Raw genomic sequence first — 13997 nt, 5'->3', positions numbered from 1 at the left:
CGTCGATCCGAACGAGCCCTCGACCAGCACCGACAATACCGTCACCTACAATCTGCCGCCGCCACCGCCGCTGACAGTGACCATCAACCAGGCTGCCGGCCAGAGCGATCCGACCGGTTCGTCACCAATCCTCTTCGACGTGGTCTTCAGCGAGCCGGTGACCGGCTTCAGCGGCAGCGACGTTGTGCTTTCCGGCACCGCCGGCGCCACCATTGCTGTCGTCACCGGCTCCGGCAGCACTTTCAGCGTCGCGGTCAGCGGCATGACGGGTTCAGGGTCCGTCGTGGCCACAATACCGGCCGGCGTGGCAACCAATGTCGCCGTCGATGCGAACGAAGCCTCGACCAGCACCGACAACACGGTCACCTTTACACCGCCCGTGATCACGGTCTCGCCGCCGTCATTGCCCAGTCCGGTCTACAACCAGGCCTATTCGCAGCAGCTGACGGCCAGCGGCGGTATGACGCCCTACACTTTCGCGCTGACGTCCGGAACCCTCCCGTCGGGCATCAGCTTCGACGCGGCCGGTCTGCTCTCCGGAATCCCGACTAATACCGGCAGGTTCAACCTGGTCGTGGCGGCAACCGACGCAAACGGTTTCATCGGTTCGAAATCCTACACGCTGATCATTGCCGAGCCGACCGTCGAGCTGACGCCGGCATCCTTGCCAAACCCCGTATACAACCAGGCCTATTCGCAACAGCTTGCGGCCAGCGGCGGCGCGGTGCCTTACACTTTCGCGCTGACGTCCGGAACCCTCCCGTCGGGCATCAGCTTCGACGCGACCGGTCTGCTCTCCGGTACCCCGACCAATACCGGCACATTCGACTTCACCGCAGTTGCAACCGATCAGAATGGGAAATCCGGTTCCAAGGCCTATTCGGTGACCATCGACAAGCTCGGCACCACCACCTTGGTCGTTTCCAGCCTCAACCCTTCCAATCAGGGCGATCAGGTCACTTTCACGGCAACGGTTTCGGCTCCCGGCAACCCGCCGCCGGCCGGAACGGTCACCTTCAGTGTCGACGGCTCGCCCGCTGCTACGGTCGCGCTCGCCGGCGGTACCGCTGCCCTGACGACGTCCGCCCTCCCGGTCGGCACCCGTCAGGTTGTCGCGACCTACAATGGCGACGCGAACAACGCGACAAGCACCTCCAGCGCGCTCGCCCAGGAAGTCCACGCCCTAGGCTCCATCACCATCCGCCAGACCACCGACAGCGGCGACGGCTCCTTCGGCTTCTCCTCCCCGGCGCCCGGCCTCAACTTCACCATCGCCACCAGCAGCGGCTCCGGCGACGGACCGGCCGTTTCGCTGCCGACCGGCTCCTACAGCGTCACCGCCGCCGACATGACCGCCGCCGGCTTCGCCTTGACCTCGATCAGTTGCAACGATGGCGATTCCGTCGGCAATGTGGCGAACCGCACGGCCGTGATCAACCTGGCGCCCGGCGAAAGCGTCGTCTGCACGTTCGCCAGCACCAATTCACGCGAAAATACCACGGCGCTCATCAAGGAATTCATGGAGACACGCGCCAGCCTCATTCTGGAGAACCAGCCCGACATCCAGCGCCGCATCGACCGGCTCGACGGCGTCGCCGGCGGCGGCAGCCCAGTGGCCACCCTGCTCGCGTACCTGCCCGGCATGGCCGACACCAACTCGGTCAATGTCAGCGCAAGCCTTGCCTCCATGCGGCGGCTTGGCGGGGAAGATGCCAACAGCCTGTTCGACATCTGGTTCGAAGGCACTTACAGCCGCTTCGACATCAATGACCAAGACGGCAAATTCGCCCTCGCAACCTTCGGCGCCGACTATCTGGTCAGCCGCAATCTGCTTGTTGGCGCCTTCGTCCAGATCGATCGTACCGACGGCTTCACCGGCAGCGGCGGCGGAACCGCCGAGGGCACCGGCTGGATCGCCGGGCCTTATTTGACCGCTCGGCTGACGGACAATCTGTATTTCGATTTGCTCGCCGGAGCTGGAACATCCTCGAACAGCGTCAGCCCCATGGATACCTACACCGACGGCTTCGACGCCAGCCGTTGGATGGTCAGCGCCACGCTGCAAGGGGAATGGCAATATGACGCCTGGACCTTCTCGCCGCGGGCGCGCTTCTCCTATTTCGAGGAAAAATCGGGAGCCTATGTCGACGGCCTGAACGTCCCCATTCCCTCCGTCACCGCCGGCCTCGGCCAGATCGCCTTCGGCCCCGGCGTTTCCTATCGCCATGTCACGGATGACGACGTTACCCTCGACTTTAACCTGCGGCTCGACGGCGTCTTCGACATAAGCGACACAGCGACCGAAAGCGGCGCCGACAATTTCCATGGCCGCGTCGGAGCCGGCGTCGATACCCGCATGCCGGGCGGCATGCGTCTCGGCCTCTCCACCAGCTATGGCGGCATCGGCTCCGATTCGGCGAAGTATTTCAGCGGAACCGTGAAACTTTCGGCCGCGCTGAATTAGGATCAAGATGGACCAATGAAAAAAGGCGGCCTTGGCGGGCCGCCTCTCTTTCATTGACCAGCGCCGTGCCGGTCAGACGTTCCGCGGTCACTGCGTGGCGATGGCGCCGAAGATCAAGCCGGAAAGAACGCTGACCAGCAGATAGTCATTGCCAACCCGGATCCATTCCTGCCCGGGACCCGGACGGCGCAGGCCATAGTGGCGATAGTCGCGGATCGGCTGGTGACGCTTCCAGCTGGAATATCTCTGGCCGTTGCGCCAATGGCTGCGCTTCACAACGATCTTCTTCTTCACTAGGACGCGCTTGTTCACGTCGACATGCTTGTTCACGTCGACATGCCTGCCAGGCTTCTGCCAGTCGACCTGGCTGTAGTTCGACTGCGGCGCGTTTGGTGTGTTCAGAGGTGCGGCCTGGCCCTGCCAGGTGGTTGCAGCCAGCATCGAGAAGGCAATGGCGGAAAGAACGATGCGTTTCATGGCGGGTACTCCTTGGTTGTCGATGCCTACGGAATAGAGCCGGAAGGATGAACCGAAACTGAACACCGAGATTACGTTTTCGTAATGATTTCTTACATTTAGAACGACTAATTAAACGCTACCTTTAAAGCGGGCGTCCGAGAATGGACGCATGACCCGCCGCAACTCCGCAGGCTATGCAACCATTTTGTCAGCCATCCATTTCCGACACGCCCCGTCGCGAGGCAACACGCGTCCGAAGCGGGCAAAATTTATTATTCGGCTAAAATAAATCGGAGTAATATCAACCTCTGCAATGTCCACGATTCGCGCCCACTTTTGCCTCTTTGACTTCACCGCGCCCGCGTCGCTGGCACCTGTCGCGTTGCGGGGCCTGGCATGAGTGGCTCGGTCGTCTTGCTGCACCTGGCCGGTGCGGTCGCACTGATGCTGTTTGCCACCCGTCTGGTGAAGACCGGCGTCGAGCGCGCCTATGGCGATGTGCTGCGCCACAAACTGCGCGCCACAATGCGCAATCCGTTCATGGCGGTTCTGGCCGGCTGCGGCCTGGCTGTCGCGCTGCAAAGCTCGACCGCCGTCACCTTGCTGGTCGGCTCGTTCGCCGGCTCCGGTATTGTCAGCGGCATGTCGGGCCAGCTTGCGGTGCGCGGCGCCGAGATCGGCTCGGCACTGGTGGTCAAGCTGCTCACCTTCGATCTGTCGCTGCTGGTGCCGATCTGCCTGGTCGCCGGCACCGTCATGTTCATGGCCACCGAGCGGCGCGACTGGCGCCAGTTCGGCCGCATCCTGGTCGGCATCGGCCTGCTGCTTCTGTCGCTGGAGATGATCGGCCAAGCGTCGGAGCCGCTGCGCCAGAGCACGCTGATGCCGCTCATCGTCGATTACTTCTCCGGCGATCCGGTCACCGCCTATCTTCTGGCGGCGGTGATCACCTGGCTGTTCCATTCCTCGATCGCCGCGGTGCTGCTGATGGTGACGCTGGCCGGCCGCGGCTTCATCCCGCCCGAACTCGGTATCGTGCTGGTGCTGGGTGTCAATCTCGGCTCTTCGATCATCGCGCCGCTTCTAACCCGCAACGCAGAACCCGGCGTTCGTATCGTGCCGATCGGCAATCTCCTGATGCGCGGCATGGGTTCGCTGATCATGCTGATCCTGTTCCTGACGTTCAAGCCGCCGGTCGCCTTCTTGGGCAGCACGGTGCCCGAGCAGATCGTCAATGCCCACATTGTCTTCAACATCCTGATCCTGGTCGCCGGCCTACCGCTGGCGAGCCTGGTCTATCGCGCCTCGGAAAGGATCGTGGCGTTGGGCACCAAGCCCCAGGCCGCCAACGCGCTCGACGTCGTCGAGCTTTCGGCGCTCAACGAAAGTGCGCTCGACGTGCCGAGCCAGGCATTGGCCAACGCCACCCGTGAGGTGGTGCGGGTCTGCGAAACGGTCGAGATCATGCTGAAACGGATCATCGAGCTCTATGAGAGCGCCGATGCCGACAAGATCGGCGCGCTGGCCGCACTCGACGACCGTGTCGACAGGAAGCACGCTGCGATCAAGCTCTATCTGGCCAGGGTCACCAAGAACCCGCTGAGCGAGGACGAGGCGCTGCGTTGCCAGGAACTGATCGGCGCCTGCGTCAAGCTGGAGCAGGTCGGCGACATCATCGTGCGCAACATGCTGGTCCACGTGAAGAAGAAATTCGAGCGTGGGCTGGAGTTCACGCCGGAAGGCTGGCGTGAGCTTTGCGCCTTCCATGCCTTGGTGCTTGCCAATGCCAGGCTTGCCTTCAACGTGCTGGTGTCCCGCGATCCGGAGACCGCTCGCCAGTTGGTGCTGGAAAAGGACCGGCTGCGCGACCGCGAGAAGGAAACCAGCCAGAGCCATTTCGTGCGGCTGCGCGACGGCACCGCCAAGAGTGTCGAGACCAGTTCCATCCATCTCGACACCATTCGCGACCTCAAGCAGATCAACTCGCTGCTCGCCTCGATGGCCTATCCCGTTCTTGAAGAACGTGGCCTGCTCACCGGTTCGCGGCTGAAGGCCGGATAGATTGCATCCACAGGCCGGGAAGCTTTAGAACATCGCCTATGAAAATTGCTGTGGGCCAATGCGCAGAAATTATCTTTGCGCCACCTCCTGTCTGTCGGCTAAAGATCGCCGCAGCTACCGGAAGGAAAGTCGATGGACACCCATTCTCGCAGCTTCGCCAAAGCGCTTTCCTGGCGCATCACCGGCACCATCGACACGATGATCATTTCGCTCGTCGTGACCGGAAGCATCAAGCTCGCCGCTGCCATCGGCCTGACCGAGGTCGTCACCAAGTCGCTGCTCTACTATCTTCACGAACGTGCGTGGCTGAAAATTCCTTACGGGAGGAAGGCAGCCGCCTAGCTCTTGCCTCCGCGCGGACGCCTGACCGGCGATCAAGAAAAGCTAAAGCGGCGTCGACAATTTCTGGATTGCCCGCTGCCCTCATCCGTGGTTTGAGGCGACCTTATCCGAGGATCGCCTTTCCGCCATGCTCCCCCTCATTGCCCTGTTCATTGCCGCCTTCGCCTTCGGCACCACCGAATTCGTCATCGCCGGCGTGCTGCCGCAGGTGGCGGAGGGCCTTGGCGTCGCGATCCCGACCGCCGGCTATCTCGTTTCCGGCTATGCCGGCGGCATTGCAGTCGGCGGCCCGCTGCTGGCGCTCGCCACCAAAAGGTTCTCCCGCAAGGCCCTGCTGCTTGGACTGACTGCAGCCTTCACCATCGGCCAGGCCGCCTGCGCGCTGGCGCCCGACTTCGCCTCGATGCTGCTGTTGCGGATAGCGGTGGCCGTGGCGCATGGCGCCTATTTCGGCGTTGCCATGGTGGTGGCCGTCGGCCTCGTGCGCGAAGACCAGCGCGGCATGGCGGTGGCGCTGATCCTGTCCGGCCTCACCGTATCGAACGTAATCGGCGTTCCGGCCGGCACGGCAATCGGCAACATCTGGGGATGGCGTGCGACATTCTGGGTGATGTGCGCGCTCGGTGTGGTGGCCTTCACGGCAATCGGCGCCCTGCTGCCGCGCAAGACGGGATCGTCGAGCCCGTCGGCGAGCCTTGGAAGCGAGGTCCGCGTGCTCGCACGCCAGCAGGTCTGGACCTCGCTCATTATTATGCTGATGCTGATGATCGGCCAGTTCGGCCTGTTCACCTACATCACGCCGACGCTGCTTGAGGTCACAGGCCTCGACGAGAAATGGATACCTTGGGTGCTCTTGCTCAATGGGGTCGGCGCAACGATCGGCGTCTTCGTCGGCGGGCGGCTCGCCGACTGGAAGCTGATGCCGTCGCTCATCGCCATGCTTTTCCTACAGGCGGCAATGCTCGCCTTGATCTACGCTGTCAGCCCTTACCCGCTGCCGATGGTGATAGCGATCTTCGTCTGGGGCGGCCTCAACTTTGCCATCGGCACGCCGATCCAGACCCGCATCCTGACCTGGACCGCGGACGCCTCCAACCTTGCCTCGTCGCTCATCCCGTCGGGCTTCAATGTCGGCATCGCGCTCGCCGCATCGCTCGGCGCGGCGATGCTCAATGCCGGCTATGGCTATCGCAGCCTGCCGGTGGTTGGCGCGATCGCCATGCTGGTCGCCGTCGCGGTTGCGCTTGCCTCGCATGTCTGGGAATGGCGAAGCCGGGCTGCGCCGCCGCTGCCGGCTGCCGCCGAATAGGGCTACAGATCGATCCGGTAGCGCAGGCTTTCCGCGCCGCCATAGGCGGCGTCCTCGAAGAAACGCCCGACGAGCCGGCCGCCATTGGCCAGAACGACCTTCTGCGAGGGCACATTGTGAGGCTTGCAGGTGATTTCGACGAAGGGCAGGCCAACCGCCCTCGCCTCCACCAGCATCAGCCGCAGCGCCTCGGTCGCATAGCCGCGTCCCCGTTTCCACGGCACCACCGCATAGCCGATGTGGCCGAGCACATGCGACGGCAGCGACGCGGTGCCGTGCTGCCAGCGCAGGCCGATTGAGCCTGCGACTTCCCCGTCCCAGATCCAGCGCCGGAATCCGGGCAGCCGCGGCACCGTCGAACCGTCGGGCAAGGTGATCGGCGGTCCCTTGCCATCGGAATCGTCGAGATCGCCAAGGAAAGTCGCTGGATCCTTTTCGATAGCCGCAAGCTGCTCGCGCGTCGCGTCGAGCAGCCGCACATTGTCCGGCGACCAGCCGCGCTCGAGGGCCGCCTTGTAGGACGGCAGGTGTTCAAACGCCGGTTTGACGAGTTCGATCACGGGCGCGAGCTTTTGGCTGCCGGATTGCGGGCGCGACGGCAAGGGCCTTCGGCGGCTTACTGCAGCAGGCTCTTGACGATGCCGCTCGCCTTGGAGAAATCCATCTGGCCGGCGTATTTTTCCTTGAGCGCCGCCATCACCTTGCCCATGTCCTTGACGCCGCTGGCACCAGTCTCGGCGATGGCGGAACGGACGGCGCTTTCCGTCTCGGCCTGGCCCAGCTGCGTCGGCAGGAAGTCGCGGATGATGGCCATCTCGTCGCGCTCCTGCGCTGCAAGCTCCGGCCGCTTGCCGTCATCGAACGCCTTGGCCGATTCTTCGCGCTGCTTCACCATCTTGGCCAGTATCTGCAGGATCTCGTCATCGCTCGCCGGCTCCTTACCGGCGCCACGATTGGCGATGTCGCGGTCGTGAATGGCCGCCTGGATCAGCCGCAATGTCGGCAGCCGGCGCTTGTCCTGCGACTTCATCGCGCTCTTCAGGGATTCGGCGACTTTGCCTCGCATGGTGCTTTCTCCTTCGAATGCGGCGGACAATAGCCGTGCCGAAAGCCCAAGGCAAATGCGAAACTACCGCCAAATCCCTGATATTGTTCGACGAAATAAATCCGGGCTCGCACTTCCTGGAATCATTGACCGCCTTGGCGCCTTCCCCTATGTACTGGGCCTTGCATGAATTGAATTCTAGTGCACGTCGCCCAAAAATGCGTAGCGGTTTTGGGCAACGACAGGCACAAATGAAAACTTAGCGCCGAGGCTGTGAGATCGCCGCTTCGCGCCTTTCGTTGCGCCGACTAAGGGCGCAACCTTTAGGAGTGCCGCCATGGCAACGATGACAGCCGCGTCGACCCCCCCTTGGGCCAGCGAGAGGTCGACAGCCCTGCTGGTGCTGGCCGACGGCACTGTCATAGAGGGCCGCGGTCTGGGCGCCACCGGCTCCGCCGTCGCCGAGGTCTGCTTCAACACCGCGCTGACCGGCTACCAGGAGATACTCACCGACCCATCCTATGCCGGCCAGATCGTCACTTTCACCTTTCCGCATATCGGCAATATCGGCACCAATGACGAAGACATCGAGGACCTCAACCCGCTGGCCCGCGCCGGCGCCGTCGGCGCCGTGTTCAAGGCCGATGTCACCAACCCGTCGAATTACCGCGCCGGAACCGGTCTCGACCAGTGGCTGAAGAAGCGCGGCATCGTCGCACTTTCAGGCATCGACACACGGGCGCTGACCGCGCTGATCCGCGAAAAGGGCATGCCTAATGCCGTCATCGCGCACGCGCCCGACGGTATCTTCGACGTCGATGACCTCAAGCGGCGCGCCGCCGCATGGTCAGGGCTTATCGGGCTTGATCTCGCCAAGGAGGTGACCTCCGGCCAGTCATCGGTCTGGCGCGAAACGCCCTGGGTCTGGAACGAGGGCTTTGGCGAACAGGCTGATCCGTCGATGCACGTCGTTGCCGTCGACTACGGCGTCAAGCGCAACATATTGCGCCTGCTGGCCGGCCTCGGCGCCAAGGTCACTGTGGTGCCGGCAAAAACCGGCGCCGAGGAGATCCTGGCGATGCGGCCGGACGGCATTTTTCTATCCAACGGCCCTGGCGATCCGGAAGCCACCGGCGACTACGCCGTGCCGGTCATTCAGGATCTTTTGAAGACCGATATCCCGCTTTTCGGCATCTGCCTCGGCCACCAGATGCTGGCGCTGGCGCTGGGCGGCAAGACCGCAAAAATGCATCAGGGTCACCACGGCGCCAATCATCCCGTCAAGGATCACACCACCGGCAAGGTCGAAATCGTCTCGATGAACCATGGCTTTGCCGTCGACGCCGACTCCTTGCCGAGCGGTGTCGAGGAAACCCATGTCTCGCTGTTCGACGGTTCGAATTGCGGCATTGCGCTCACCGGCAGACCGGTCTTCTCGGTCCAGCATCATCCCGAAGCCTCGCCCGGCCCGCAGGATTCGCACTATCTGTTTCGCCGCTTCGTCAACTTGATCCGCGAAAAGCGCGGCGAGCCGGCACTGGCCGAGCGTGTTTAGCGCATTGCGTAAAAACGGATTTGACTGACGGCGCCGGCCGGGCTCCCGCCGCCGATCAAGCCCCGTCCGTCACGGCTTCCCGCGCGTGCATGCGTTTGACTTCCTTCGGCGTCGGCTTGGCCACCCTGGTGACGAAGACGACGAGCGCCAGCGTGAGGAAAATCGCGCCGAGCAGATACGGGGCACCGCCGAAAACCACGGGCGCGTTCGGCCCCGTGAACCAGGAAAAGATCGCCGTATAAAGCAGCGGTGTGATGATCGAGGTGATCGAGAAGATCGAGGTCATCGCGCCCTGGAGTTCGCCCTGGGCGGAAGGTGGCACCTTGGCGGCCGCCAGGCTTCTGAGCGGCGGGTCGGCCAACGCCTCGAGACATCCGACGACGATCACTGCATAGATCATCCAGCCTTGTGACGCGAAGGCGTAGCCGAAGGCGCTGAGTGCGGTAAATGCCAGACCGATTACCGCCGTCTTCCACTCGCCAATCTTAGGGATCACGCGCGGCAGGACTGTCGCCATGACGATCGCCCCGCACAGGCCGAAAGCGCCGAGCGAGAAGCCGATCTGTTGTTCGCTCCAGCCATAGCGATAACTGGAGACGAACGACCAGACCGCAGGATACATCATGTGCCCCAGCGTCATCAGAAAGAAGACAAGTCCGATCCAGCCGATACCTTCGTAGTTGCGCATCTGGACGAGCGTGCCGACCGGGTTCGCGCGTTTCCACTCGAAGCGGCGACGGTGCTTGTTATCAAGTGTTTCCGGCAACAGAAACAGCGCGATCAGAAAGTTTGCGAAAGCAAGCCCGGCAGCGAAATAGAACGGCACACGCGGCCCGAACGTGCCGAGCAACCCGCCCAGAACCGGCCCGATGACGAAGCCGACGCCGAAAGCAATGCCGAGCAGCCCGAAATTCTTCGCACGATTTTCGTCGGTCGAGATATCGGCAATGAACGCCGATGTCGTGGAATAACTGGCGCCGGAAATGCCGGCCAGCACGCGGCCGATGAACAGCATCGGATAGGACCAGGCGATAGCGCAGATCAGATTGTCGATAGCGAACGTCAGCACCGAGGCGAGCAGAATTGGCCGCCGCCCGAACCGGTCGCTCAACCCGCCCATCACTGGTGCGAAAACGAACTGCATCGCCGCATAGACGAAGAACAGCCAGCCGCCCTCGATAGCCGCCTCGCTGATGCCGACGCCGGTCAATTCCCTGAGATAGGCCGGCAGCACCGGCATAATGATGCCGAAGCCGATGATGTCGAGCAGCAGGGTGGTGAAAACAAGCGCAAGGCCCCGCCTGGCGGTTTTGGGGTCTATCATGATGGTATCTCCTCGGGCCGCCCGAGCGAACGGGAACACACCTTATAGGCGAGCACATCGCTGGGAACAATGAGGGAACGGGCAGAGTGCTTTCATCCTGACATCCCCTGACTGCGATCCAGTCTCTCGGATTACGAGAAAACCGTCGGCTCAGATCGGGTTGTTGAACGTGTCGCAGTCCGAAAGCTTGCCGTTCTGGAAGCCTCGCGCCAGCCAGGTCTGCCGCTGCTGCGACGTGCCGTGGTTGAAGCTTTCCGGCACGACGTAGCCCTGCATCTTCTTCTGCAGCGTGTCGTCGCCGATCTGCTTGGCGGCGTTCAGTGCCTCCGCCATGTCGCCCTGTTCCAAGATGCCTTTCTGACCGGTGAAATGCGCCCAGATGCCGGCAAAGCAGTCGGCCTGCAACTCGACCTGCACCGACATGTGGTTGGCGTCCGCTTCGCCCATGCTCTGCCGCATCTGGTTGAATTTGGGCAGGATGCCGACGAGGTTCTGCACATGGTGGCCGACCTCATGCGCGATCACATAGGCCTGTGCGAAATCGCCCGAGGCACCGAACTGCTGATCGAGCTGCTGGAAGAAGGTGGTGTCGAGATAGACTTTGCGATCGTTGGGGCAGTAGAATGGTCCGGCCGCTGACGAGGCAGAGCCGCAAGCAGAGCCGATCCGTCCGCTGAACAGGACCAGTTTTGGATCTTGATAGGTCAGGCCCTCGGACTGAAAAATACCGGTCCACGTGTCCTCGGTCTCGGCCAGCACAGTCGACACGAACTGCTTCATCTCGTCGGAGGCGGGCGCACCGGTGCCGCCGCCTTGCGCACCGCTATTGTCGGTGATCTGACCGCCGCCGGGCTGCAAGCCGCTGTTATCGAGGATCTGACTCGGGTCGAAGCCGAAATACCACCCTGCCAGGAAAATCAACCCTACGATGATAATGCCCGACATGCCGCCGCCGCCCGCGCGACCGCCGATCGGGATGCGAAACTGCCCCGGCCCGCCGCCAAGCCCGCCGCTCTGGCCGCGCTCGTCCTCGACATTGTCACTCTGACGACGGCCCTTCCAGAGCATGGCAACCCCCGTGATGCAATTTTCCGGCCGATCGGGCCGTGTCCCGGTTCGATCGGACACGACAACAATTATCTCAACGGTTACGCCAAGTCACAGTATTTTTCGTGCGAACAAGCAATGCTTGCTGACGCTTGCCTGCTCTGGCCGAGACATCGCAAGGTCTGTGCCGTTCACCCTGCTCGTGGGAAGCGAGTCGCGCGAAGAGATACGCTGGCCGTGCTTTTCAGCGGGCGGCGATTATTGCCTTGCGAAAGGCTTCGAGCGTCTCGGCGCTGACATGATGCTCGATGCCCTCGGCGTCGATGCGCGCCGTCTCGGCGCTGACCCCGAGCGAGCGCAGGAAGGCCTCGACCGTCTGGTGGCGAATGCGGCTCTCTTCCGCAACCTTGCGGCCGGCATCGGTCAGGAACACGCCGCGATAAGGCTTCCGGGAGACCAGCCCGTCGGCGCACAGCCGCGTCAGCATTTTCGCGACCGTCGGCTGAGCGACGCCGAGCCGTGCCGCGATATCGACCTGGCGCGCCTCGTTGCCATCCTCGATCAGGTCGGCGATGAGCTCGACATAATCCTCGACCAGCGCGCTGCGGCGCGCTTCACGCGTCTGCCTGAAGCCTTCCGAGTGGATTTCTGCGTCAGGCAGCGGCTTTTCGCGAGGAACCGGTCTTTTCTTCAGCGCCAATACGCGCTCCTCCCGGCAGTTTGAATCGACATTGCGGTCATAACACGGAACCCTATTGGTTCTGGCCGTTTATTTCCATTCGGTGGCCGGCGCAACCGGCGTTCACTGCCGTTCAGGCCGCACGCCAAGCGGCCACAAGAAAAAGCTCAGACAATGAAATATAGCATATTGCATAATGTTCAGCCGTGGCATAGATAAGGAGACAACATCGATCGTTCCAGTGGAAAGCCATTTCATGTCGGAAGCCGAAGCCACCTCAGCCCCCCGGTCCATGTGGCGATTTGCCCGCCCGGAGGACGACGAGCAGCCCAGCCTTCGCGAAGTCAACGCAACGATCGCGGTGCCGCACTCGGGGATCTGGCTTCGCCGGCTGTTCGCCTTCATGGGGCCGGGCTACATGGTTTCGGTCGGCTATATGGATCCGGGCAATTGGGCGACCGACCTCGCCGGCGGGGCCCAATTCGGCTACACGCTGCTTTTCATCATCATGTTGTCGAACCTGATGGCGATCCTGCTGCAGGCACTCGCCGCCCGGCTCGGCATCGCCACCGGCCGCGACCTTGCGCAGGCGTGCCGCGCCTATTATCCGCGACCAGTCAATTTCATGCTTTGGGTCGCTTGCGAACTGGCCATCATCGCCTGCGACCTGGCCGAGGTCATTGGCACGGCGATCGCCTTGCAACTGCTGTTCGGCATTCCGCTGATAGGCGGCGCCATCATCACCGCGCTTGATGCCTTCCTGCTGCTGCTGCTGATGAACAAGGGCTTCCGTTTCCTCGAGGCCTTCATCATAGCGCTTTTGATTATCATCTTCGGCTGCTTCGCCATTCAGATCTTTGCCGCCGCCCCGCCGGTCGGCTCCATCCTGCACGCGATGTTCGTGCCGTCGTCCGAGATCGTCACCAATCCGGCCATGCTCTACATCGCCATCGGCATCATCGGCGCCACGGTGATGCCGCACAATCTCTATCTGCACTCCTCGATCGTGCAGACCCGGGCCTACGAGCGCACCGATCGCGGCAAGCGCGATGCCATCAAATGGGCGACGACCGACTCGACCATCGCGCTGATACTGGCGTTGTTCGTCAATGCTTCCATCCTTATCGTGTCGGCGGTGGCGTTCCACGGCACCGGTCATCATGACGTTGCCGAGATCGGCCAGGCCTTCGAGCTTCTGTCGCCGCTGCTTGGCCTCGGCATCGCTTCCATCCTGTTTGCCGTAGCGCTGCTCGCCTCCGGCCTGAACTCGACGGTGACGGCGACGCTCGCCGGCCAGATCGTGATGGAAGGGTTCTTGCGGCTGCGCATCCCGCAATGGGCGCGCCGCCTGCTGACGCGCGGCATCGCCATCATCCCGGTGGTGGTGGTCACCGCGCTCTATGGCGAGAAGGGAACCGGCCAGTTGCTGGTCTTCAGCCAGATAATCCTGTCGATGCAGCTCCCCTTCGCTGTCGTACCGCTGGTGCAGTTCGTCTCGGACAAGCGCAAGATGGGCAATTTTGCCATTTCCCGCGCCGTCGCCGTACTGGCCTGGGTGGTTGCCGCGCTCATCCTGGTGCTCAACTTCAAGCTGCTCTACGATACGGTCGTTGGCTTGGGCTGAGCGTTCTCGGCTCCAAGCTGAGACGATAAGGTCGGCAGTCACCTGCCCCCGGTCCTAGACTAGAAATTTGCCGGCCGCTGTCGGACAA

Annotated in this window: 12 protein-coding genes; 6 read left to right on the top strand and 6 right to left on the bottom strand. The window is 62.6% G+C overall.

Annotated features, from left to right (window positions below):
• Window positions 1-2464, top strand: a 2464-nt coding sequence (locus NKH28_RS28380; RefSeq protein WP_352980937.1) for a putative Ig domain-containing protein, incomplete at its 5' end; no start/stop codon positions are given.
• Between the two features lie 87 nt (window positions 2465-2551).
• Here the strand turns inward: NKH28_RS28380 and NKH28_RS28375 are convergent.
• Complete coding sequence (locus tag NKH28_RS28375) at window positions 2552-2941, bottom strand: RcnB family protein (protein WP_352473947.1); 390 nt, start codon at window positions 2939-2941, stop codon at window positions 2552-2554.
• Window positions 2942-3319: 378 nt separating this feature from the next.
• On the opposite strand from NKH28_RS28375, the gene NKH28_RS28370 reads away from it, so the two are divergent.
• The 3 genes from NKH28_RS28370 to NKH28_RS28360 all read left to right on the top strand — a co-directional run bounded on the left by NKH28_RS28370 (window position 3320) and on the right by NKH28_RS28360 (window position 6635).
• Entirely contained in the window at window positions 3320-4984 is a 1665-nt protein-coding gene (locus NKH28_RS28370) for a Na/Pi cotransporter family protein (RefSeq protein WP_352816167.1), read from the top strand.
• A gap of 132 nt (window positions 4985-5116) precedes the next feature.
• The gene (locus NKH28_RS28365; protein ID WP_292658743.1) at window positions 5117-5326 is read left to right on the top strand and encodes a DUF2061 domain-containing protein; all 210 of its coding nucleotides are present in this window, start codon (window positions 5117-5119) and stop codon (window positions 5324-5326) included.
• 127 nt (window positions 5327-5453) lie between these two features.
• Window positions 5454-6635 carry an MFS transporter gene (locus tag NKH28_RS28360; RefSeq protein ID WP_352450716.1) on the top strand — a complete coding sequence of 394 codons (1182 nt, stop codon included), beginning with the start codon at window positions 5454-5456 and terminating at the stop codon, window positions 6633-6635.
• Window positions 6636-6637: 2 nt separating this feature from the next.
• On the opposite strand, the gene NKH28_RS28355 is transcribed toward NKH28_RS28360, so the two are convergent.
• Window positions 6638-7195, bottom strand: coding sequence for a GNAT family N-acetyltransferase (locus NKH28_RS28355; RefSeq protein ID WP_352473942.1), 558 nt, complete (start codon window positions 7193-7195; stop codon window positions 6638-6640).
• A 56-nt stretch (window positions 7196-7251) separates the two neighbouring features.
• Window positions 7252-7701, bottom strand: coding sequence for a GatB/YqeY domain-containing protein (locus NKH28_RS28350; protein WP_352822024.1), 450 nt, complete (start codon window positions 7699-7701; stop codon window positions 7252-7254).
• Between the two features lie 316 nt (window positions 7702-8017).
• On the opposite strand from NKH28_RS28350, the gene carA reads away from it, so the two are divergent.
• Window positions 8018-9235, top strand: a complete 1218-nt coding sequence (carA, locus tag NKH28_RS28345) for a glutamine-hydrolyzing carbamoyl-phosphate synthase small subunit (RefSeq protein ID WP_352980936.1) — start codon at window positions 8018-8020, stop codon at window positions 9233-9235.
• Between the two features lie 55 nt (window positions 9236-9290).
• Here carA and NKH28_RS28340 read toward each other — a convergent pair whose 3' ends face one another.
• The 3 genes from NKH28_RS28340 to mntR all read right to left on the bottom strand — a co-directional run bounded on the left by NKH28_RS28340 (window position 9291) and on the right by mntR (window position 12306).
• The gene (locus NKH28_RS28340; protein ID WP_352980935.1) at window positions 9291-10559 is read right to left on the bottom strand and encodes a TCR/Tet family MFS transporter; all 1269 of its coding nucleotides are present in this window, start codon (window positions 10557-10559) and stop codon (window positions 9291-9293) included.
• Between the two features lie 150 nt (window positions 10560-10709).
• Window positions 10710-11627 carry a KPN_02809 family neutral zinc metallopeptidase gene (gene ypfJ, locus NKH28_RS28335; protein ID WP_352473939.1) on the bottom strand — a complete coding sequence of 306 codons (918 nt, stop codon included), beginning with the start codon at window positions 11625-11627 and terminating at the stop codon, window positions 10710-10712.
• Between the two features lie 223 nt (window positions 11628-11850).
• Complete coding sequence (gene mntR, locus NKH28_RS28330; protein WP_023678308.1) at window positions 11851-12306, bottom strand: manganese-binding transcriptional regulator MntR; 456 nt, start codon at window positions 12304-12306, stop codon at window positions 11851-11853.
• Between the two features lie 235 nt (window positions 12307-12541).
• On the opposite strand from mntR, the gene NKH28_RS28325 reads away from it, so the two are divergent.
• Entirely contained in the window at window positions 12542-13909 is a 1368-nt protein-coding gene (locus NKH28_RS28325; protein ID WP_352980934.1) for an Nramp family divalent metal transporter, read from the top strand.
• Window positions 13910-13997 lie beyond the last annotated feature (88 nt).

This window comes from Mesorhizobium sp. M1227 (assembly GCF_040318315.1).
GTDB lineage: Bacteria > Pseudomonadota > Alphaproteobacteria > Rhizobiales > Rhizobiaceae > Mesorhizobium.
This window is presented reverse-complemented; position numbering and strand designations above follow the sequence as displayed.

What these genes read in the sequence shown, in the direction of transcription:
- NKH28_RS28375 (WP_352473947.1), bottom strand. Translation starts at nt 2,941, where the DNA reads ATGAAACGCATCGTTCTTTCCGCCATTGCCTTCTCGATGCTGGCTGCA.
- NKH28_RS28370 (WP_352816167.1), top strand. Translation starts at nt 3,320, where the DNA reads ATGAGTGGCTCGGTCGTCTTGCTGCACCTGGCCGGTGCGGTCGCACTG.
- NKH28_RS28365 (WP_292658743.1), top strand. Translation starts at nt 5,117, where the DNA reads ATGGACACCCATTCTCGCAGCTTCGCCAAAGCGCTTTCCTGGCGCATC.
- NKH28_RS28360 (WP_352450716.1), top strand. Translation starts at nt 5,454, where the DNA reads ATGCTCCCCCTCATTGCCCTGTTCATTGCCGCCTTCGCCTTCGGCACC.
- NKH28_RS28350 (WP_352822024.1), bottom strand. Translation starts at nt 7,701, where the DNA reads ATGCGAGGCAAAGTCGCCGAATCCCTGAAGAGCGCGATGAAGTCGCAG.
- carA (WP_352980936.1), top strand. Translation starts at nt 8,018, where the DNA reads ATGGCAACGATGACAGCCGCGTCGACCCCCCCTTGGGCCAGCGAGAGG.
- NKH28_RS28340 (WP_352980935.1), bottom strand. Translation starts at nt 10,559, where the DNA reads ATGATAGACCCCAAAACCGCCAGGCGGGGCCTTGCGCTTGTTTTCACC.
- ypfJ (WP_352473939.1), bottom strand. Translation starts at nt 11,627, where the DNA reads ATGCTCTGGAAGGGCCGTCGTCAGAGTGACAATGTCGAGGACGAGCGC.
- NKH28_RS28325 (WP_352980934.1), top strand. Translation starts at nt 12,542, where the DNA reads ATGTCGGAAGCCGAAGCCACCTCAGCCCCCCGGTCCATGTGGCGATTT.